General features: G+C 62.9%; 14 protein-coding genes. 9 read left to right on the forward strand and 5 right to left on the reverse strand.

Annotated features, from left to right (window positions below; all coding sequences use genetic code 11):
- The coding region (locus BLT59_RS20965) for a cupin domain-containing protein (RefSeq protein WP_139174088.1) at positions 1-356 on the forward strand (356 nt) is incomplete at its 5' end.
- Positions 357-521: 165 nt separating this feature from the next.
- Here the strand turns inward: BLT59_RS20965 and BLT59_RS20970 are convergent.
- The gene (locus tag BLT59_RS20970) at positions 522-1,871 is read right to left on the reverse strand and encodes an NAD(P)-binding protein (RefSeq protein ID WP_091785175.1); all 1,350 of its coding nucleotides are present in this window, start codon (positions 1,869-1,871) and stop codon (positions 522-524) included.
- Here BLT59_RS20970 and BLT59_RS30735 point away from each other — a divergent pair.
- Complete coding sequence (locus BLT59_RS30735) at positions 1,870-2,115, forward strand: hypothetical protein (RefSeq protein WP_139174089.1); 246 nt, start codon at positions 1,870-1,872, stop codon at positions 2,113-2,115. The two genes, BLT59_RS20970 and BLT59_RS30735, sit on opposite strands and share 2 nt — an antisense overlap.
- Positions 2,116-3,055: 940 nt before the next feature.
- Here the strand turns inward: BLT59_RS30735 and BLT59_RS20975 are convergent.
- From BLT59_RS20975 to BLT59_RS20990, 4 genes are all read right to left on the reverse strand, one after another.
- Positions 3,056-4,519, reverse strand: coding sequence for a polysaccharide biosynthesis/export family protein (locus tag BLT59_RS20975; protein WP_244514086.1), 1,464 nt, complete (start codon positions 4,517-4,519; stop codon positions 3,056-3,058).
- A gap of 197 nt (positions 4,520-4,716) precedes the next feature.
- A complete protein-coding gene (locus BLT59_RS20980) occupies positions 4,717-6,132 on the reverse strand; it encodes a lipopolysaccharide biosynthesis protein (RefSeq protein ID WP_091784915.1) in 1,416 nt (471 codons plus the stop codon).
- Positions 6,133-6,345: 213 nt separating this feature from the next.
- Positions 6,346-7,407 (reverse strand): glycosyltransferase family 4 protein, encoded by a 1,062-nt coding sequence (locus tag BLT59_RS20985; RefSeq protein WP_091784919.1) that lies wholly within the window; start codon positions 7,405-7,407, stop codon positions 6,346-6,348.
- A 169-nt stretch (positions 7,408-7,576) separates the two neighbouring features.
- A complete protein-coding gene (locus tag BLT59_RS20990; RefSeq protein WP_175544086.1) occupies positions 7,577-8,617 on the reverse strand; it encodes a glycosyltransferase family 2 protein in 1,041 nt (346 codons plus the stop codon).
- Positions 8,618-9,499: 882 nt separating this feature from the next.
- Here BLT59_RS20990 and BLT59_RS20995 point away from each other — a divergent pair.
- The 7 genes from BLT59_RS20995 to BLT59_RS21025 all read left to right on the forward strand — a co-directional run bounded on the left by BLT59_RS20995 (position 9,500) and on the right by BLT59_RS21025 (position 20,738).
- Entirely contained in the window at positions 9,500-10,264 is a 765-nt protein-coding gene (locus tag BLT59_RS20995; RefSeq protein ID WP_091784922.1) for a hydrolase, read from the forward strand.
- Positions 10,265-10,488: 224 nt separating this feature from the next.
- On the forward strand, positions 10,489-11,517 hold the full coding sequence (locus BLT59_RS21000) for a glycosyltransferase (RefSeq protein WP_244514087.1): 1,029 nt from the start codon (positions 10,489-10,491) through the stop codon (positions 11,515-11,517).
- Between the two features lie 285 nt (positions 11,518-11,802).
- A complete protein-coding gene (locus BLT59_RS21005) occupies positions 11,803-13,809 on the forward strand; it encodes a glycosyltransferase (RefSeq protein WP_091784927.1) in 2,007 nt (668 codons plus the stop codon).
- 148 nt (positions 13,810-13,957) lie between these two features.
- A complete protein-coding gene (locus BLT59_RS21010; RefSeq protein WP_244514088.1) occupies positions 13,958-15,469 on the forward strand; it encodes a lipopolysaccharide biosynthesis protein in 1,512 nt (503 codons plus the stop codon).
- Positions 15,470-15,541: 72 nt separating this feature from the next.
- Positions 15,542-16,654: a glycosyltransferase gene (locus BLT59_RS21015; protein ID WP_175544087.1), complete on the forward strand. Its 1,113-nt coding sequence runs from the start codon at positions 15,542-15,544 to the stop codon at positions 16,652-16,654.
- 364 nt (positions 16,655-17,018) lie between these two features.
- Positions 17,019-19,649: an FAD-dependent oxidoreductase gene (locus BLT59_RS21020; protein WP_091784938.1), complete on the forward strand. Its 2,631-nt coding sequence runs from the start codon at positions 17,019-17,021 to the stop codon at positions 19,647-19,649.
- 144 nt (positions 19,650-19,793) lie between these two features.
- Entirely contained in the window at positions 19,794-20,738 is a 945-nt protein-coding gene (locus BLT59_RS21025; RefSeq protein ID WP_091784941.1) for a glycoside hydrolase family 16 protein, read from the forward strand.
- The last annotated feature ends 133 nt before the right edge of the window (positions 20,739-20,871 follow it).

Here is a 20,871-nt window from a genome sequence, read left to right on the forward strand (position 1 = left end):
CGCCGGAGGCGGACGCGCATCTGCGGATGTACCGGCCGTGGGGCTGGTACCAGCGGATCGACCTCGGCGAGCGCTTCCAGGTGAAGCGGATCCAGGTGGTGCCGGGCGGGCGCCTGTCGCTGCAGAAGCACTACCATCGGGCGGAGCACTGGGTGGTGGTGCGCGGCACCGCCGAGGTGACGATCGACGAGCGGGTGGTGCTGGTCCACGAGAACGAGGCGGTCTACCTGCCGATCGGCTCGATGCATCGCCTCGCCAACCCCGGCAAGATCCCGCTCGAGCTGATCGAGGTCCAGGTCGGCTCCTACACCGGCGAGGACGACATCATCCGCGTTGAGGACATCTACGGACGATAGCCGCCCGAGGCCGGGCGCCGACGACGCGGCGGCATTGCGCGACCGGACCGCGGCAGATGCGGGCGCGCCATGTTCCTGCGGCTCCGCGTGACGGCTCGGCCGGATCGAGTCCAGAGCGGTCCGCAGCACGGAGACGCGCGACCCTCGCGGATCGTCCCGGCCTCGTCAGTTTTCCGTCCTGGCCCCGCCTGCCGGCATCAGGTGGGCCTCCGCGTTCTGCGTCGAAACACGGGCCGTCGGCTGGTAGTCGAAGCCGCCCTGCCGCCCGAAGGATTCGATTCCGAAATCGCGAAGGTGCATAAGTGCTTCGGCCACCCTTCGATGTGCCTGGCCGGTGTAAATCGGATAGGCACACGGCACGATCTGACTTCCCTCGCAAACCAAATCGCCGGCAAAGAGTTTATTCTTCGTGACATGAGCCCGGAAATCTTCTTCGGCGATCGCCAGATCGTCTCCCGCGTGCGACGCGATGACCTCGACCCCGAAATACTCGCGACCTTCGATGCGCCCATAGAAGTCCGAGTACATGGTCAGCCGCTTCCACGCCCCATCATGCGCAAAATTATAGAGAATGGAGTAATCAAAACCTCGATTTCCACTGAAACTGAAATACAAACTGATCAGCGTTACCGATGAGAGATGCGGATCCGTGTTCAGGCCACACAGAGCCAGGGCGCGATTGATCGGAATGGTCGAGATGACGCGGCTCGTGGTGATCCGGCTGCCGTTCAGGACAACATCGAATCGTCCATCGCGCTTCGTGATGGACTTAATCTGCTGCCCCAACATAAACGTCGCCCCCCGCCCACGGAGCTTCTCCGCTGAAACGGCGTACAGAGCATTGTAGCCCTCCCGTGGACGCGCCAACTGCCTGTTCTTCGGGCCTGCGGAGCGATGACGGCGCATCCCCCGAAACAGGACTTTCGGCGTGGCGTGCTCCTTGATCCAGAGCATCCTCTTTTCTGCAAACTCAAGATCGACGTTTTCGGCTGGTATACCGAAGAACCGCCTCATATAGCTCTCAAGTCCTGATCGCTTCAGCAGAAAATCACCAATCCAGTATCGAGCGAAATCCCGCGCATTCTCGATTCTCCGCCTCAGGAGACGTGAAACGGCGACCGACAAGCCGACGCGCAGCACCACCCATAACCCTGAGCCGAAGATATCATCCTTGATGGAGAGCGGGTAAGACGTCACACCACCTTGCGGCGTGAGCTTCCCCCATGTCGGCTTGATAGGAACGTAATGCTCCAGCAATTCCGGAAAATGCTTGAGTAATGGCGAGTCGTCCTGAAATATGAGACTTCCAATGTCGAAGGTGTATCCCTTGATCGCACGATCGATATGATTGCCACCCAGTTTTTCAAATTCATCGATAACGGCGATTTTGCGACAACCGAGATCCTGCAAAATTGAAGCCGAGACGAGACCCGTGATCCCGGCCCCCAAGATGACCGCATCAAAAACGTCTTGATCTAAATCGCCTCGACAGATCTCGACCGATGTTTCGCTCATGATTTTCATCAACTCAGCAACACCGTCGCTCGATCAGAGGCTACAACAGATCGTACAGAGTACAGATCCGCCGCTCAACACAACGGCGTCATTCGAAAGCCCGCGCGTCAAAAACGCAGACACCAAGGGAGACCCAGAGTGGCGGCTGAGACAAATCAGGCTTTGTGAGTATGCCATTGGCCCGCAGGACCGCAAGGCCGCATATAGAACTAATTGCGCGATTACCCTGCGCCATGAATTTTGAAGATTGAGATAGACGTCGGACCAGAGATTACGCGCACCTCGATAAACGATTGTGGAACGGTCTCGGCAAGGCCGTCGCCGGAACCCACCAGATGAGGCGCTGGCGGAGACGCCTGTCCGCCTGGCTATTTCGGGATACGGTGGCGCCGGAGACCGAATTGCCAAGGAGATCGACCTGCACCCACACGACATGCCCCGTTCGGAATGGAGTACGTACAGGTTCCTAGCTGCTTTCGGCTGCGACGATTACCGCGAGCCTTGCCGAACCCATTCCGCATTCAGCGTGGATGGGGTGGTGCGGCCGGTATCAGTGGTATGTGCGTCAGCGAAGCAGCGGCCGGATCGATGCAGGAATCGGCACGATCCGGCGCCCGGAATCCCGAGTATCGGAGATCCGATGATGTCCGGCGCAAGGGCATGCACGAGCGGGACGGTGTAGAACGGGCGGAATAGGGGCTTCGCGGGTGGCCAGTGCGATATGTCCCCACCGGAGCGATGGACCTCCGGCCAGCGGACGATGCGGGGGCCATAACGGCTGACCGCTCCGCAGAGGACGCGGCAGCGAAACCGAAACCGGGGTCTTGGCGATGAAACGATCTCGGAACGAGGTTCGAGAGCGGGCCATACAACAGCGTCGCGACGGTCGAGAAGGCGAGGAGGAAGTGCGCCGCCTGCACGGGCCGCCGCGCATCGGGATCGCGGCGGCCGAACCTGGATTACGGACAATCACGACGGTGATGACGGTCGGTTCCGAGCCGAGCAGCAGACCGAGCAGGCCGGGAACGACGGCACTTGCGCCCATCGATGCGATGCTCGGATCGTCCGAACCCCGACGTCAGTGCCAACCCGCTTGCAAGGGCTGAGCACACGACAGGTCGCGGCCCGGCCGCCGCTGTCGCGCGCGCCGCCACGCCGAGGTGACAGGCACGCATCGGGCCGTGTCAGCGATTGGCGCTCTCGGTAGCCCGGTGCGGCGAATCCGCGGGGGCGAGGCCGCCGCGGCTCGATACACCGCTCCCCGAGCCGCGCGGCGGAGGCGCGGGCTGCTGTGGCGTCGTGGGCTGACGTGTATCTCCGGGCTTGTCAGCCGTCTGACGAACGAGGGTCACTCTTACGACATCGCCGGGCTCGACGAGGGCATCCTCCGACGCGACCCACGTGCTTGCGTTCGCTCCGCGCTTCCGGGTGATCTCGAAGCGCGACACCACACCGTCGCGGGCATCGTCGGATACACCGAGCATCTGCGACTCGGCATCGGCCGTGAGCCGCTCGGCCGTACGGGTCTTCTCGTCGATCTGGGCGAGCTTCTGGCGTGTGTCCGCAGCTTCCGAGAGCGCTTCGCGGCGGAACCGCGCCTTGAGGTCGATAATGTCGCGCTCGGCGCGTGTGAGACTTTGTTGAGCACGCAGCATGGCGACCTGCACATCGAGCCGGCTGCTCTCGAACGAGGCCTGGCTCTGCTGCGCAGCGAGTTTCCGCGGCGCGACGGTAAGCCCCTTCGACACGAGATCGTTGATGAGATTGAGTTCGCCCCGGCTGAGCTCGATCTGCCGATCGAGGGTTTTTGATTTGTTGTCCAGCGTACTCATCTCATTCTCAAAACTCGCAACCGATTGCTCGATCGTCTTGATCTCCGCCTTCAGGGCGTTCCGGCGCGTGTCGAAGAGAAGCTGCTCCCCACGGGTGGCCTGCTCGACATAGGCCTTCCCGGCGCTGGCCCTCAGGTCGTTGCCGAAGTTGATCGTGTCCGCGCCGGCAATCTCGGCCTCAAGCCGCGCCAGCTTCGCCGCGAGGCTGACGCGCTCCGCCGCCAGATTTCGCAACTCGCCGCGCGAAGTGACCGCGTCACGCTGGATGCTCCGCGGGTCAGTGCCGCGCATGAGGCCCTGCGCCGTGCTGACAGCCTGCAGGACGGTCAGACCAGGCTGGTATTCATACTTCCCGGGCTGCTGCACGGCACCGATAATGTAGAACGGCCGGTAAGTCGCCACTTCGACCGATGCGGCGGGCGTCTCGGCCAGATCGGCAACCTGTTTCAGCGTGACGCCGATCGCGTGCGCGAGATCAACCGTCGTTCCACCGGCCGCCTTGATCTGTCCGATCAGCGGCATCGAGACAGTTCCGTCTGCTGCAACCACGAACTGCCCGTTTAGCGCCGTCCAGGAGTACGCCTCGCCGGCGTTGCGGCGCAGATCGTAGACGCGGATCGTCAGATGATCCTGCGGGCCGAGGAGATATCGGCCGGGCTCATCGGCGGCGGCGGCTGCAAAGCTACCGGCGAATAGTAAAACGCAACCGGCTGCGACTGACCGCAAGCGCATCAAATCCTCCTTGAACGGGCCCATGGCCCAAGTACAAATCTTCGCGCTTCGGCTGACCCGCTGCACCTGCAGCACTTTGTCCACGGATTCCGACTTATATCGTATCAGAAACGGCCGGATTATCCAAGTTTCATCACAGAGGGTCTATTTTGCGGCAGCCTCTTTGCGCTGACAACGGAATATGCGCCGGCCACACATCGGTGTTATTATTTTACCGACACCGGATGCCGCACCCCGGCGGCCGCGAGCTGGTCCTGGGCGGCCCTCTCGGGCGCCCGACGTCACGGACGCAAACTACGCAGGCGAAATCCGAGCAGATGCATGCTGATGCCGTAGGCGCACACACCGCTGACAATCATTGCGATCAGAAGTCCGATCAGACCGACATTGACGTGGCTCAAGATCCCCTGAAGCGCCAGGACGGCTGCCGCCATGACAAGGCAGGAGGCTGCGACCTGCCAGAGATTGCGGACCTGTACCCCCACCCCGGCACCGACGAGACGTTTCGCGTAGATCGCGCTGATGAAAAAGTGGAAGATCCCTGCAGCAACCCGGGCGTAGATCATCATCATCACGCCTCCGATATAAAAGCCGAGCGTCATCAGTGATATTTTCACGGCCGACTCGAAGATGCTGATTTTGAACATGACATTGGGCTCGTCCTTGGCGACGCAGAGCGACGAGACGGGCTGGTAATAGGCTGTGAACATGATGGCGACGGAGAGCCAACGCAGATAGGGGGCCGCAGCCCCCCATTGAGGACCAAGAACGATGCTGACGATCTGGTCAGCGGTCAATGCAATTCCCACGCCGGCCGGCAACGCGATGATCATCGTGAGCCGGGCGGCCCTCAGGAAAGCGGATTGTAGCCGTTGACGGTCCTCCGCAATCGTCGCGAACGCGGCCATGACGGGACGCATCGCGGGCCCGATCAGGCTTTGCGTCGGCAGGACGGAGAAGTCGCTTGCGACGCCGTAGCGACCGAGGACGGCCTTCTCGACATGGTAGCCGAGGAAGACGCGATCGTACTGCCAGCTGAAGGCCGCCAGGATCTGGGACGACGTAAACCAGCCTGTAAACGCCGAGAAGGCACTCAGCTTCTCCAGCGAGAGCCTCGGCGAGTAAGGCGCGAGGATATAGGACAGCGCCGTCGGCAGGATCGAGGATGCGACCGGATTGATGACCAGGGCCCAGTATCCGGCGCCGGCGTAGAGAACTCCGATCGAGATGAGGGCGGCTATCGCCTTCCCGATGAAATCGGCGATGAACGAGGCGCGAAAATTGATGTCGCGGAACAGGTGCACCATGCCGGGGCTGTAGAGGCTCCGCGCAATCGGGGATAACGAGAGCACCAGCACGATCGGGATCAGGCGCGCATCGGCGTAGATATGCGCCGCCGGCCAGGCTGCAGCCACCATCAGCACGGCGATCACCGCGCCGCGCAGAAGGCCCAGCGTGAAAGCCGTATCCAGATGCGCCTTTTCGATCGTCTGCAGGCGCAACAGGGCCTGAACGAGCGGGATCTCGAGAACCATCTCGACGATGGACACCAGAGACGCCGCGATGGCCGTCAGACCGAAATCCGCAGGCGACAGGACGCGGGCGAGGACGAGCAGCGCGGCGAGGTCGATGACGCGCGCGGAGATCCGGGCGGCGACGCTCCAGCCGGCGCCCCGTAGCGTCTTAAAAGCAAGCATGAACTTGTCCCAAGGAACGACGCTCGGCGTAATACGGGCCCGAAGTGAAGTCGAGCCTCATGCTCAGGCGTCAAATCCCGTATCGGGCCTCACGGCAACTATAATCCCATCCCAGTCTGCAGCCCGACACGGTGAATTCTGTCCGCCCGGTGATCGGGTCGCGTCGTCGCATCGCGCGTGCCACCCGATAGCCGGTCCGCGGGCACCGGCGCGCTATTGTGCCACGCCGGCGGCTCGCCGGTAGACAGCGAGGGTCTGCTCGGCAACCCGGGCGATCCGCAAATGATCCACGTTCACTTGGCTCTTCGCGCGCCACGCGCTCAGCTGCGCCGGATCGGCGGTCAGCGTGATCAGCGCCTCCGCGATCTTGTCCGGGGCGCGGGGCGGCACCAGGATCCCAGCCGAGCCCCCATCGAGGAGTTCGGGGATCCCGTCGACGTCGGTGGCGATGATCGCGCAGCCTGCCTCGCGCGCTTCGGAGAGCACCAGCGGAGCAGGATCAGCGTGAGACGGGAGCACGAAGATGTCGGCACCGAGCATCCAGCGGTAAGGATCATCCCGTGGGCCTGCGAATGTGATCGCGCTCGCGCAGGGGAGCGCGCGCGCTTCCTCGGCATAGGCGCCTTGATGCGGACCACCGCCGACGATGTAGAGCCGCATCGCCGGGTTGTGCGGAAACGCCATCGCGAAGGCCTGGAGCAGATCGGGCACACCCTTCCGGGGATGCAATCCCCCGACGAACACGACGGCGGGATGATCCAGCCCCTGAGGCTCTTCTGATCGGCCGCGGACGCGGGCAGATCCGATCGTCCCGTTGAGCACGACATCGATGCGCGAAGCCGAGATGCCACGCCGCCGCATCGAGGCGGCGACCGCAGCGCTCACAGCGATGACCCGGGTCCCGAGACCCATGAGGATTGCGCCCCTCTCGAACTCATTGTGCACGGTTGTCACAAGGGGCACGCGCAGCAGCTTGCAGGCAGGCCACGCCAGAACGGCACTGGTCATCATATGGGCATGGACGATATCCGGACGCCACCGGCGGATCACATCGCCGCACCCGATGACGGATTGCAGGAGGCGCTTCGGACTGCGCTCATGACCCGCGAAAATCGTCTCGACATTGTTGGATCGGAGCAGAGCGTCGAAGTCGCCCCCCTGGCTTGCGATCGCAACCTGATGGCCGCGCTCGGCCTGCTCGCAGGCGAGATCGACGGCAGCGTGAACGTGGCCGTTCAGCCGGCGCGTATGATTCAGAAGATGAAGGATACGCATGGCTCACTGGCGCTCGTGTCGGGTCCGAGCCTTTTTCGGCACGTGCGGTCTCAGCCGAGCCGCGAAGCCGGACTTTAGCCAGGATTGAAAGCCGATACAAATTTTGGAGATTACTTAAGTGTATACAACACGCATTGATGCAAGATAAATCGCGAGCATATTCCGCTGTTCAACAACGACTTATCCCGGCCGGCGCCCGCAGAATCTGGCGAACCGCCCGGCGCCCGACCGACAAACGAAAGGCCAGCAGGGACTGGGCGCAGCTGACGGGTGCGGCAAAGGTCGCGGCCACGAAGAGCGCGTTCGCTATCTTCCACTTCAGCGAGCGCGGCTCAACCAGGAGAGACCGGATCAGGCCCAGGAACGATTTGCCGCCAACCCGACTGCCGCGAAGGATCGCTGCGCAGAATTCGAGAAACTGAAAATAGTAGGTTTTCTCTGGCTCGATGAGGGCTGCGCCGGGGCTCAGTTTCCGCAGCAGCACTCGAAGATGGGCCAAGCGGGACCGGAACCGCCGCAGATCACGCTCGAAGGTTGCAGCTTGCGGAATGCGCCCCAGACCGGAATCATTCCGCCCATGCACACGATAGAGCCCGAGACTGTCGGGAAGGCTGACGACGTCCCCCATGAATGGGGCGGCCAGCAGGATCACGCCATCGACGGCTTGGTCATAGTCACATTGATGCAGAATTTCGCAAACGTCGCGACGGAATACGTTCCCGGATGTTGGCGGCGTCTGATAAACACCGGAGCGCAGAATCTCGTTGACGACCCTGTCCTGCCCGCGGAATGCACTGAGCGCCGGGTAGGGATCGGCCAGGACGGTCCCCGTCGAATCGACGCAGGTCAGGCAAAACTGAAGCTTGGCGACGCCGGGATCGAGCGACGACAGAATGCGCTCGAGCGCACCGGGCAACAATTCATCATCCGCGTCGAGAAACAGAAGAAAGGGGGCCCGGGTCTTGCTCAGTCCGTAAAGACAGGCTGCCCTCTGGCCCCCGTTCGGGATACGAAAGGCGGGTATGCCGGCCCGCTGAATAACGAGCCACGAGTCATCCGTAGAACCATCGTCGATCACAACGATTTCACAGGCGTCGCTACCCTGATCGACAAAACTTTGGATTGCGCGACCCACGTATCTTTCGTAATTGAAGCAGGTAATGATAACTGCTAATTTCGGCTCCACTACCACAGCGGGCGTCTTTCTCATTCGTCGCCTTGAGATCCTGCACTTCGCCGCTCAAGATCTCGACAAGATGTCGGCCAGCTCGCCGCATCATTGGACGCTACGGTGGACGCCTCAGTATCCCAGTGAAAATCCAGCTTACTCCGGAATGCGCCAATGAATAGCCGAGCATAGGCCGGGTGGCCAGCCGGTTAAATCAATTCTGTGTGAGCGAAGACCGATATGAGCGCGATCCGTCCGCCGTCGGACGACGCGCCTTCGCACGGATTCCAGCCTGCCCGCTCGTTGCGCGGACAATATCCTCCGCGCGGTCGTGACGCGAGCGGCGATCCGGATCGAGGCGGAGCGCAGGGCCGCCCGCGCAACCGCGCTCCTCGGCGACGACCCTTGGTCCAAGATGCGGAAGCGTCAACCGTCCGCCGCACACCGAAGGGCATTCGGTTCGTGCCGTCCTCAGGCAGGCCATGGACGGATTGCCGCGTGCGGCCGCTCGAAGCACAGGCGCGCCCGTGCGAGCACAGCACGACCGGTGCGATGCCCCGCTCCCAAGGCCGAACCGCACGAAACCCAGCTCGCCGCTGTGGCGCCCGGGCCGCCCATCGTCCGGCACTACGCCGAACGGGGGCCTTGTTAGACGACCGCAAGCCTCGTACGGGGCCTGCAGCTCCATGGAGTGAGATCGTCCAGGGCATGGAACCGCGCTCCCGGCCGGTGGCGACGCTTGGGCGTCCGGCGAGGAGCCCTGATTCCCACCGAACGTCACAAATTACTGTCATCGAGGAAACTATAAAGGCCTCATTCAGCCTCAAACAGACAAGAGACCATCAGTGCAGACGGGATCGGCCGAAAGCTGCGTGGCGACTGAACACGAGTTGCACCGGAATAACTGGAAGAGATCAAGCCAACATGCGTCTACCCGAGACGGTCGCCCGCATTATATCCTGTGACGTATTCGATACGCTTCTCTATCGTGATCACAGATCGGAGCGTCGTCGTTTCCTCGATATCGCCACGGTCGCGTCACGGCTGCTCGCGGCGGAGTGCGGCGTCGAGCGCCGCCCGGGATCCGTCTATGCGGCACGCTTGCGCGTACAGCGGGAGGCTTACCGCGCCCTCGATTTGACAAACCCGTCGGGTGACGTGCGCTTCGCCGACATGCTCGACGCCATGACGCGCGTTCTCAGCCTCGACCATCGGGCTGTGGATATTCTGTATCGCGCCGAGCTTACTGTGGAGAGCGCGCAATTGCGCGCGAACCACCCCTTGATGACGTGGCTGACGCACCGGGCGCAGGCCGGGTGCAGGATCATCGCCGTGAGCGATACCTATCACCGCGGCGACACCATCACACATCTGCTGGACACGCTGGCGCGCAATCATCCCATCGCGCATGTCTACACGAGCGCCGATCACAACGCGACGAAGCGGACGCGCGCGCTTTTCGATGTCGTCCTCCGGCAGGAGGCAGCGGGGCCCGCCGAGATCCTTCACCTCGGCGATGACACGCTGGCGGATGTGACGATGGCAGAGGCCGCGGGCCTGCGCTCAGCACAGCTGCTCCGGCCGCGCCACGTCGTGCTGCGGCGGCGCCTCGATGCCGTTCGGGCCCGCGTCATGCATCGGCACTGGGTGGGCGCCAGCCAGGACGGGCACAGGAGCAGGGGACGATGAACGCTGCGGACGCCGCCCGGGGCGATGCAGTTGCCTTCGGACAGCGGGTGCTCGGCCCGATCCTGGCCGAGTTCTGCCTACGCCTCTGGCTCTTCGAGCGCTTCCTCACCCCCGACGACAGTGTCCTCCTGTTCTGCGCCCGGGGCGGCCTTCGTCTGAAGCTCGTCTACGAGCGCTTCCTTCGGCAGACGCAGCTTCCGCAGCAACTCCCGCATGCCGCGCTGATGGTCTCGCGTCTGGTGGCAGCCCGCACCGCCTTCGATCCGCCGAGCCCCGGCGTTCTTTCGGAACTCGGGCGCGAGTTCAGTGGCCGGTCGATGGCGGAGGTCGCGGCGGCTCTGGCTCAACGCGACGACCTGGATCTGCCTGCTTCCTGGAATGCCAGTTTTCGGGACTCGTCATTCGCCACGCTCCTCGCCAGCAGTGAACCCGGTGTTGCCCGGCTTCGCGCCGCGGTAGCCGAGCAGGATGGCCGCTTCCGCGAACATCTCGCCGCCTCTGCGGGCGCGGCTCGGCACTGCGTGCTGATCGATACGGGCCTATATGGCAGCACGGTCCGCATGCTCCAGGAGGGTATCCAGGAGCGAACATGGTCCGGCCTTCAGTTCGCCCGCTGCAATTACAAGCGGCTGGCCACGCCGCATTTCAAACGTACGCTCGGGCTCAGCATCGAGAGCGACTGGTACAAACCCTGGGATGCGAGAACATCGGTACTGCGCTTCTGGCACCTGATCGAGGCTTGCCTGGAGCCGGACCTTCCGAGCGTCCGGACCTTCTCGCAGGCGACCGCGGGATTGCCGCCGCGGGCCAATCTGCAAGAAGACGGTTGGGAAGCGCGGATCGCACCGGCGCAGCCGGGCCTTTTCACCGGCGTCCTGGCGCATATCGACGGTCTCCGTTCCGAGAGCGTCCATTCGATTCCGGAGGAAGCCGAGCGGGCTTGGCAGGCGCTCAAAGCCGCGGTCATCTGGCCGGATGATCGGGCCGTCGAGATCCTGAGCCTCGGCGGCAGATCCCGCGATTTCGGCCGGGTCGAGTTGAGCGCGCAATATGCCGACGCGCGGCCATCCCGGCCGGTGAAACGGATCCGCGACAGTCTTTGGCGCGAAGGCGCGCTGCTTCGCAGTTTCCCAAGGGTGGGGCGGCTCCTGCTGCCCTTGATCGAACTCGTCTACACGGGACGCGCCCTGCACATGGAAGCGTCGACCCGTCTCCGGCGCGGTCGCGACACCATGGGTGACGTGCACGTGTGATCGCCGGCGAGACCGCCGCCGCATGGCGTGAAACCTTGGGGAATCCGGCCGCTCATCGAACTTGCACTATATTTCTGTAGAAAAACGAAGCATCGGCAATAAAATAATTAGCTTGGCGTCATTTTACCTGTATTGCGATCGAGATCTTGATAAAGGAGACCAGATCAGTTTAGATCTGAATTCCCGGGCGCAAGAGCGTGGGGCCGCCACCCTTTCGACAGAGTTTAGCCTTCTCTTTTGCAATTGGCCTGCGAACGGTACATTCGACGGGAGTAGAGCGGTAGCATGACGGCGGCCGGATCGTTTGGCATCAATGGTCGGTTCCTGACCCAGCCGATGACTGGGGTCCAGCGCTATGCGATGAATGTCACTCAGGCCATGAGCGTGGCTCTGGCCGCCCGGGGTGAGACGGCTCCTCTGCTCACGGTGCCAGATGCGAAAGATCCCGGGCTCGACGGCACGCCGCTCCGCCGTGTGGGACAGGCGGGCGGACATGCCTGGGAGCAGGTCCTGCTCCCGCGCGCCTGGCCCGGCGCCTTGCTTAACCTCTGCAATACGGCTCCCGCACTGAAAGGAAATCAAGTCGTCTGCATCCATGATGCAAACGTCTTCAACGCCCCGGAGAGCTACAGCGCATCGTTCCGCCTCTTCTACAAGACGCTCCAGCCGCTTCTGGCCCGTCGTGCGGCGCGGATCACCACCGTCTCGACCTTTTCGGCTGAACAAATCGCGAGCCATCTCTCATTGAGAGCCTCGGATATCGTTGTCCTGCCGAATGGGCACGAACACGTGCGAGCCTGGGATTCCCGGCAGGCGGTTCGGGCGCGCGCCGGCCTTCGCCACGACGGCGATGGCCGGGAACGCCCCTTCGTCTTGGCGCTCGGGTCTCGTGCCCGCCACAAGAACCTCGATCTTCTGCTCAAGCTGGCTCCGGCCTTGGCCGAACTCGGTATCGACCTCGTCGTGGCGGGCGGCCAAGCCAGCATCTATGCTCCCGAGCAGCTTCAGCACGGCGAGACTGTTCAGCACCTCGGCTTCGTCACCGATCACGACCTCGCTTACCTGATGGAGCGCGCCCTGTGCCTCGCCTTCCCCTCGTTCACGGAGGGGTTCGGACTTCCGGCACTGGAGGCGATGGCACGCGGCTGCCCCGTCGTCTCGACCGACCGGGCGAGCTTGCCGGAAATCTGCGGGTCGGCAGCGCTCCTGGCTCCCCCGGACGAACCGGAGCGCTGGATCGTCCAGATTCGCGCACTGGCGACGAGTCCCGATCTGCGATCGGAACTCATCGGGCGGGGACGCGATCAGGCGGCGCGGTTCTCGTGGGAGGCTTCGGCGCAGGGCTATCTCGATCTGATGCGGGCGCCGTCTGCTCGGCCTGCCACGCGCGCGGCCACGCCGTCATCGCTGCCCAGGATCGCCGTCGCCATCGCGACCCTCGGTCGGCCCGACGTGGTCGCCGGCACCCTTCGGCGAATCCTGGATCGGCAGACCCTGAAGCCTGCGGCCGTGCTGATCTCCTGCGTCACCCCGGAAGATGCCGGTGAGGCGGCCGAGTGGACCGGCGTGACCGTGGTCACTGGGCGCCCCGGCCTTGCCGCCCAGAGAAACGCCGCCCTCGCCGCGTTGCCGGATGCGATCGACATCGTGGTCTTCTTTGACGATGACTTCGTCCCCGATGCCGACTGGCTCGCGGTTGCGGCGCAGCGGTTTCGCGATGAGCCGGATATCGTCGGCCTGACGGGTGATGTCATCGCCGACGGCATCAAGGGGCCGGGGCTATCCTTCACGGCGGTCGACCGGATGCTGGCGGCGCTGGGACCGGTCGAGCCAAGGGCACCGATCGAAGCCTTCAGCCCCTATGGCTGCAACATGGCGTTTCGTCGATCGGCGATCGGAACGCTGCGGTTCGACGAGCGACTGGTCCTCTATGGCTGGCTTGAGGATCGTGATTTCGGAGCGGCTCTGGCGGCGACGGGCGGCCGCCTCGTCAAATGCCTGGAAGCCCGCGGCGTGCATATGGGCGTGAAAGGGGGGCGGATCTCGGGCGACCGGCTCGGCTATTCGCAGGTGGTTAACCCGCTCTACATGCTGCAGAAAGGCACCATGACGCTCACCCAAGTCATCGGTCAGATCTCCCGCAACGTATTCAGCAACGTCGCGCGCTTCCCTGCTCCTGAGCCATTCATCGATCGGCGCGGCCGCCTGCGCGGCAATCTGCGGGGCGCCAGGGACGTTCTCCTGGGACGCCTGGAACCCGAGCGGGCGCAGCAGATCCGGCGGAAAGCGTAACATGAACATGCACAGCCTTAACCGGAGCCCGTCCGACCCGTCCCGGTCGCTCCCCTCTTTCCCGGAGGTGACATCCGTCGGCGTGCAGGACGGCCCGTTGGCCGTCATCTCCGCAGCGCTCAAGGCAGCCCGACGTCACAGATACGCCGTGGCCGCCTGGGTGATCTTCTGCATCGGCTGTGCGGCCCTCTACGTGGCCACGACCGCGTCCTCCTACACGGCGACCGCAGTGCTGTTGCTCGAACCACGGCGCCCGGCGGGCTCTGGCTCCGAGGGCGCCTTGGCGCCGAGCCTGGATGTCGGCCGCGCCGAGAGCGAGCTTCAGGTTCTCCGTTCCGAGCGTCTGCTGGCAAACGTCTTCAACAGCCTCCAACTCGCGAACAATCCCGAATTCGGTCCTGAGACTTCGGAGAAGTCGGAGGCGCCGGCCCCCGACCCGAAAGGACTGCCCGGCCAGCAAACCACGCAGCCTCCGGATTCGGTGAATCTGGAGCAGAGGAAGTTCGAGAACTTCAGCGAGCGGTTCACCGTCCGTCGTGTGGGACAATCCTACGTCGTAGAGGTCTCTTACACCTCCAAGGATCCGACCTTGGCGCGCCGCGTCGCGAATGCGGCAGTCTCGGCCTATCTCTGGCAATCCATCGCCGCCAAAGCCGATGCGGCCAAGAACGGAGCCGAGTTCCTCCAGGGACGCGTCAACGCCCTGTCCTCCCAGGCCCGGGCTGCCGCGACTGCCGTCTCAGAGGGCACGCTGCCGGCTACGCCGACGCCGGACGCCGACGCGCGCGTGATCGGCGCGGCGCTTCAGCCCCTCAAGCCATCGGCACCCCGAAAGGCCCTGATCCTCGGCCTCGGCGCGACCATTGGCGTCGTCGGCGGATTGCTGGCTGTCGCACTTCTGCAGGCGCTCGACCGTCGCGTTCGGACGCCGCAGGATCTCGTCCAGAGAGCCGGAATCCCGTGCCTCGCCGTCGTCCCCGAGGTCTCGCGCAAGACGGCCAACGGGCGCCGCGAGCCTGTGGATCTCCGCAATGCCGCCGCACCATGGCTCCTCGACGTCAGGTTTGCCGCCGGTATCCGGGATCTGCGGACTTCGATCCAGCTGGCTCTGGCAAGCCGGGGCCAGGACGCCGAATGCGTCATCGCGCTGGTGGGATGCACGCGACATTCAGGGACGACCCTGATCGGTCTGAGTTTGGCGCGTCTGCTCCAGGAAGGCGGCGGAACTGCTCGGTTGATCGATACGAACATCCACAATGCCACTTCGCCGCTCCTGAGCGAGAACTTCGATGCGGATAGCGCGAGCCTCGCTGAACTGATCAACAATCCCGGACGCATAGCCTCGGCGAGGCTGCACGATTTCGGAGGGGTGTCCGTCCTGCCGGCGCGGTCGCCCTACAAGCCCGTCAGCAGCGGCGCCTCCCTCGGATCACCGGTATTCCAGAGCGTCATCGATCACATGCGGCGGGGCGGATACGTCATCCTCGACCTGCCCCCCCTGTCCACCTCCGCCGAATCCCGAGTGGCTGCCCGGCGGGCCGATGTGGTGGTGATCGTCGCGGAGGCCGGACGTGCCACCGTCGACGACCTGTCGGATGTCACGAGCGGGTTGATCGGCGTCGGCGCCAACGTCATCGGCGCCATTCTCAATCGGGCGTGATCGAGGCGCCGCTATCGTCGGTGAGGCTGCGCTCGAGCCGGCGGGCCCTGTCCACACATGGAGTTGGTCTGCATGCCCGCCGGTCGCCAGGGGAAGATCCGGATTCTCTATGTACAACCCGGAACATCCATCTTCGCCGGCATCGAGCGGGTGGTCGACACGATCTGCACTGAACTCGTGAAAAGCTACGCCGCAGAATTCGACATCGATGTGCTGAGAATTACACAGCACAAGAACTATCCTGCAGAGCCGCGGCTCTATAAAAGCGTCTTCCGTCCGGTCACATCACGCTTCGATCTCATGCGGATCTTCAGGGATGTTGCCCGAAGCAAGCGCTACGACCTGGTCGTCATCCCGCAGATCGAACCGGCGGTGGTGTTCTGGTTCGCCAGGCTAGGCCATCGACAGCGGATCGCGATGCACCTTCACGGGAATCCGCGCCGTGAGGCCACGAACTTCAAATCGAAAATCAAATTTTTCCTCTTCAGGCATCTCGTTCTATCGAAGGTAACGTCCATTTTCGGAACATCACCACGACAGCTTCGAGAGTTCGGCAGCGATTTCCATTGCGGACGTCCGATGTATTGGGTGCCGAATCCGGTCAGGCGCTTCGATCCGCCGGGCGACGACCTCACGCGGGACCCCACCGTCGTCACGTTCGTCAACGTCGGGCGCTACGAATTTCAGAAGGGCCAAGATATCCTTGTTCGCGCCTTCGCGAAATTGCATGCGCGCCGCGAAAACGTGCGCCTCAACTTGGTCGGACATGGATCAGACAAGGAAGCGCTGGCCGAGCAGATCAACTCGCTGGGCCTGTCCAGCGTCATTCGGCTGGCCCACTATCCGGACAATCCACAACGTGCCCTCTACACCAGCGATATCTTCGTAGCCACGTCTCGCTGGGAAGGATGGTCACTCGCGATCTGCGAGGCCCTGCGATGCGGACTGCCTGTCATATCCACGGATTGCGAATTCGGCCCCAGCGACATCTTGGTCGACCAACGCCTGGGGCGTCTGGTTCAACCGGGTGACGAGGAAGAGCTGATCAATGCCATGGCATATTATTGCGACAATATTGAGCACGAAAGGTCATTTTCTAATTTCAGAATGGAAAACATTGATCAGTATAGCGCCGAGAATGTCGTACATGTTCATGCGGACGCCATCCGGCGATCGGTGACCTGAGTGCCGCCGCGAATGCGGCCATTGGGCGAACAGACGTCCCTCATGGCCGGGCCCGATAACCGCGAGTGGGGAGGGCATCGAACAGCAGACCTGAGGATGCCACATATTTGGAATGCGGCGCAGCAGTCACGACCCGCATAAGATCTCAAGAGCACCGCGGCCGCGACGCCGTTCGTCAGTGGATCACGACACCCGCTTCGGGACGGGCATGTCTCTGCGACGGTGGCACCGACGGACTTGCTCTGAGGAAACTGGCTTTCAGAGTTAAATCCAATTCTCTCCGGGATTTTATACCAATATAACTTGCAGCATAGTAGAAATTATGAGATTACGCCCGACAGAATGACCCAGGAGCCGGCCGACCGTGATCCAGTTGCATGCCCTGAGTGACGTCGGACAGATTCCCCAAGCGACCTGCGACGTCTGCATCATTGGAACGGGACCGGCAGGAAGCACCCTGGCGCGGGAACTGTCCGGGAGCGCCTTGAAGGTTCTGCTCCTTGAGAGCGGCGGGCTCGAGCGGATGGAAACCTCTGACGCGCTGGATGCCATCGTGAATGTTGGGCGGCCGCGCGCAACGCAATGGTCTGTCCGAAATCGGATCGTGGGTGGCAGTTCCCATACATGGGGCGGCCGGTGCGCGCCTTTCGACGCCATCGATTTCGAGCGGCGAGACTGGGTTCCGGAAAGCGGATGGCCCTTTCGGCGCGACGCACTCGACCCGTATCTCGAGCGTAGCGCCAAGTATCTCGGACTCGCATTTGGCAATCATTATAGTGACGGACGGTTTTGGCACCTATTCGGCTCGCAGCCATCGTGGCGCGAGCCCGACCCGGAGAAGCTCCTGCCATTTTTCTGGCAGTTCAGCCGCGATGATGCGGAATCCTATCCCTTTGAATATACGCGTTTCGGCAGGAAGCTCGACGAGCAGTTGGGGTCGAACGTCACGCTGATCAGCGGCGCGACAGTGGTGGCGATCGACGCGAACGACGCGGGCGACAGGGTTCAGGGCGTCCAGGTCGCGGCGCCGGATGGCACTCGGTTCAAGCTGTCGGCCCGCACCGTCGTTCTGTGTGCCGGCGGCATCGAGAATCCCCGTCTCCTCCTGGCTTCCGATCATCAGATCCGCGGCGGCCTGGGGAACAAGCACGACCTGGTTGGTCGCTATCTGATGGACCATCTGCGCGGTCCGGTGGCCCATTTCGATATTCGGCGCTCGCGCGCGCTGCAGCGACGGTTCGGGCGCTACACCGTCAAAGATCGCCTGTTCCGTGGCGGTCTCTGTCTGAGCCCGGAAATACAGCACCGTCGCCACCTCTTGAACTGCGCGGTGTGGCTCGGCGAGACGCTCGCTCCGGACGATCCGGCTGACGCGATTCGAAGGATGCTGGTTGGAAAGCCGCGGCCAAAGGACTTCCTCACGCTGGCGTCGAATCTGCCGCTGCTCCTAAGGGGCTGCCGGGATCATTTCATCTACCGCAATGGATTCCCGCGCAAGCTTGCCGAGCTGAGCCTGGAATGCATGGTTGAGCAGCGACCGGACCCCGATAGCCGCGTCACGCTGTCCACTCAGATCGACCACCTCGGCAATCGGCTGCCCCAGGTCGACTGGCGCAGTCACGAGGAGGAAGGCCGAACGATGCGTGAGACGGCGCGGCTCGTCGTCTCCGAGTTCGCACGGCTTGGACTTCCCGTTCCCGAGCTGGCTGATTGGGTTCGGGACGACGCGCCGATCCCGCTCAGTTTTGTGGATGTCGCGCACCCGACCGGGACCACCCGCATGTCCGACGATCCGGCCCGGGGCGTCGTCGACGCGCAGGGTGAGGTTCACGGAGTCAAGGGCCTGTTCGTCACGGGAAGTTCCGTGTTCCCGACGGCAGGGCATTGCAACCCGACCCAGATGATCGTGGCTCTGGCGATCCGACTGGCCGACACACTGAAGGCGCAAGTCCAAGGCGGCGCTGTCGCATCTCCACTCCGATCGCCCGGCCCGGTCCCGGCCGAGACCCGCGTTCTCGTCACAGGCGCCTCAGGTCGGATCGGCCGCGTCCTTGTCGAGGACCTCCTGGAACGCGGCTACCGGGTTCGGGCGACCACCTCTCGCGCGCTGACCGAGGCGCAAGCGAACGCCGGTCAGGTCGAATGGCGGAGCTTCGACTTCACGACCGACAAGACTTACGACACGCTCGTTCATGGCTGCCAAGCCGTCATGCATCTTGCCGCCGAACTCGGAAAGCAGGAGCGGATGCAGGCCATCAACGTTGAGGCGACGCGGCTTCTGGCCGAGGCGTCGGAACGGGAGGGTGTGAAGGCCTTCTGTTACATGAGCACCGTCTCGGTCTATGGCAGCGGCCGGGCACGAACCATCGTGGAAACGTCCCCGGTTCTGACCAGCAACGTCGACGTCAAGTCGGAATACTGGGCGGAGGATTATGTCCGCGCCTATGGCCGGACGAAGCTCGCCGGCGAAGAAGCGATCACTCGGATCGCAGCGAACCTCCCGTACGTGATCCTGCGTCCCACGGTCGTCGTCGATCTTCATAACCTTATTGGCTTGCGCGATTGGAGCCTCTCGAAGCGCCTCTTCGCGGCGCACCGGCCCGCCCACCACATCTATGTCCGAGATGTGACAGATGCGGCGATCTGGACGATGACTCAATCCTTTGCCGGCGCTTGGCCTCCGGGCCGCGTTCAAGTCTTCAATCTCTCGGATCATGAAGCCGGCGAGGCGCGGATCGGGGATTTCATGAAGCAAGCCTTTCAGGTCAGCCAGGACAAGCGTTATCGCGTCCTTCCGATGCCTGCGCTTGTCGACTGGCTGCATGATTTCCTGCGCAACCGTACGTTTCCGTTGCGCAATCCCCTGTGGCGAATGCATTTTCCAAACGACCGTCTCAAGGACGCAGGATACCGGCCTCGCTATGGGATGGAGAAGGCGCGAGCTTTCGCCCTCGCGGCGTTGCAGTCCGAGACGCTCGAAAAGTCGAAGGCTTGAACCCAGACGGTCACGGTTGCCGTGCACCGCAACCGGGCCTGCCTGGCGGCCAGTCTGCAGAGACTGGACGGCAGCCCCAAGAGGACGGGTATGCCAGCACCATGCGGACACTGAACAATCGCTGCCAGATTCGGAGCCGATGACATGAACGGATTGGACTGGATCCGCCGCGATGTCCTGAAGTCGTGCTTTCAGGGCTTGCCACTCTGCGCCATGGCCTCTCTGCTACCAACCGGTCGCGCAGATGCGGCGATCGACACCTCCCTGGACCCGACTCAGGGCCGTGCGCTCCTCTTCGACGACCCGTTCACGGAGATCAATGGGCGAATCTGGAATGGTGGACCGAAGGCCACGACGGGCCCTACTGGATTTTACGGTCGTTCCGCCTTCGCTCCGCTCTCCGGGGCGGAGGGCTTCAAGCCCTACGAGATTGTCGACGACCCGGATGCCACCGGGGGGACTGCCTTGCAGATTTCCGCCAAATACATTGGCCGGAATATGAATATTAGAAATTATTATGGAAACAATTTGCCCGACTTCCAATGGATTTCGGGAAATCTACAGGCCGGAAGCCGCAGCGGTGTCGTATCGCTTGGCTGGCGGCAGGGGTATTTCGAGGCCCGAATGAAATTCCCGAAGCATCCGCTCACTTGGCCGGCATTTTGGCTGCTAAACCGGAATGGAATTACTGACAACAAGCGCAGCATAGAGGTTGATATTGTCGAACATAAAGGGTTTGAGCCAAAACTCTACGGCGCCTATCTGCACGAATGGGGCCAGCCCGGCGAACATAACGAAGGGACCGGAGTTCCAACGTCGCTCGACATGACGGAGCAATATTGCCACTACGGCGTCTTGATAAAAGACGATCAGTGCATTCCTTATTTCGAACGCAAGCCGATCATCAATCCGGCGACCAAGCAGATCAACATCTGGACGCTCACACGCGCATCGGAAATGGAACAGAGCGGCGATGTCTTTTGGCCCCTCCTCACGCTGGCATTGCGCACGGATGTACCGGCTCCCCAACTGACCGAAGCGCAGAAGCTGGTTCATATGCGCGTCGACTATTTCCGCGTGTATGGCTAGCCGGGCCGCTCTCGAGCAAGGAAGACGGTGCATGGTCTGCCGGTAGGGGTGAGCAGCCGGCCGCCCTCCTTCAAACGCCGGGGCATCGCCACGAGACAACACCGGCCACGCCGTGGGGCGGGAGCCGGGGACG

Source organism: Methylobacterium sp. UNC378MF (genome assembly GCF_900103195.1).
Lineage (GTDB): Bacteria > Pseudomonadota > Alphaproteobacteria > Rhizobiales > Beijerinckiaceae > Methylobacterium.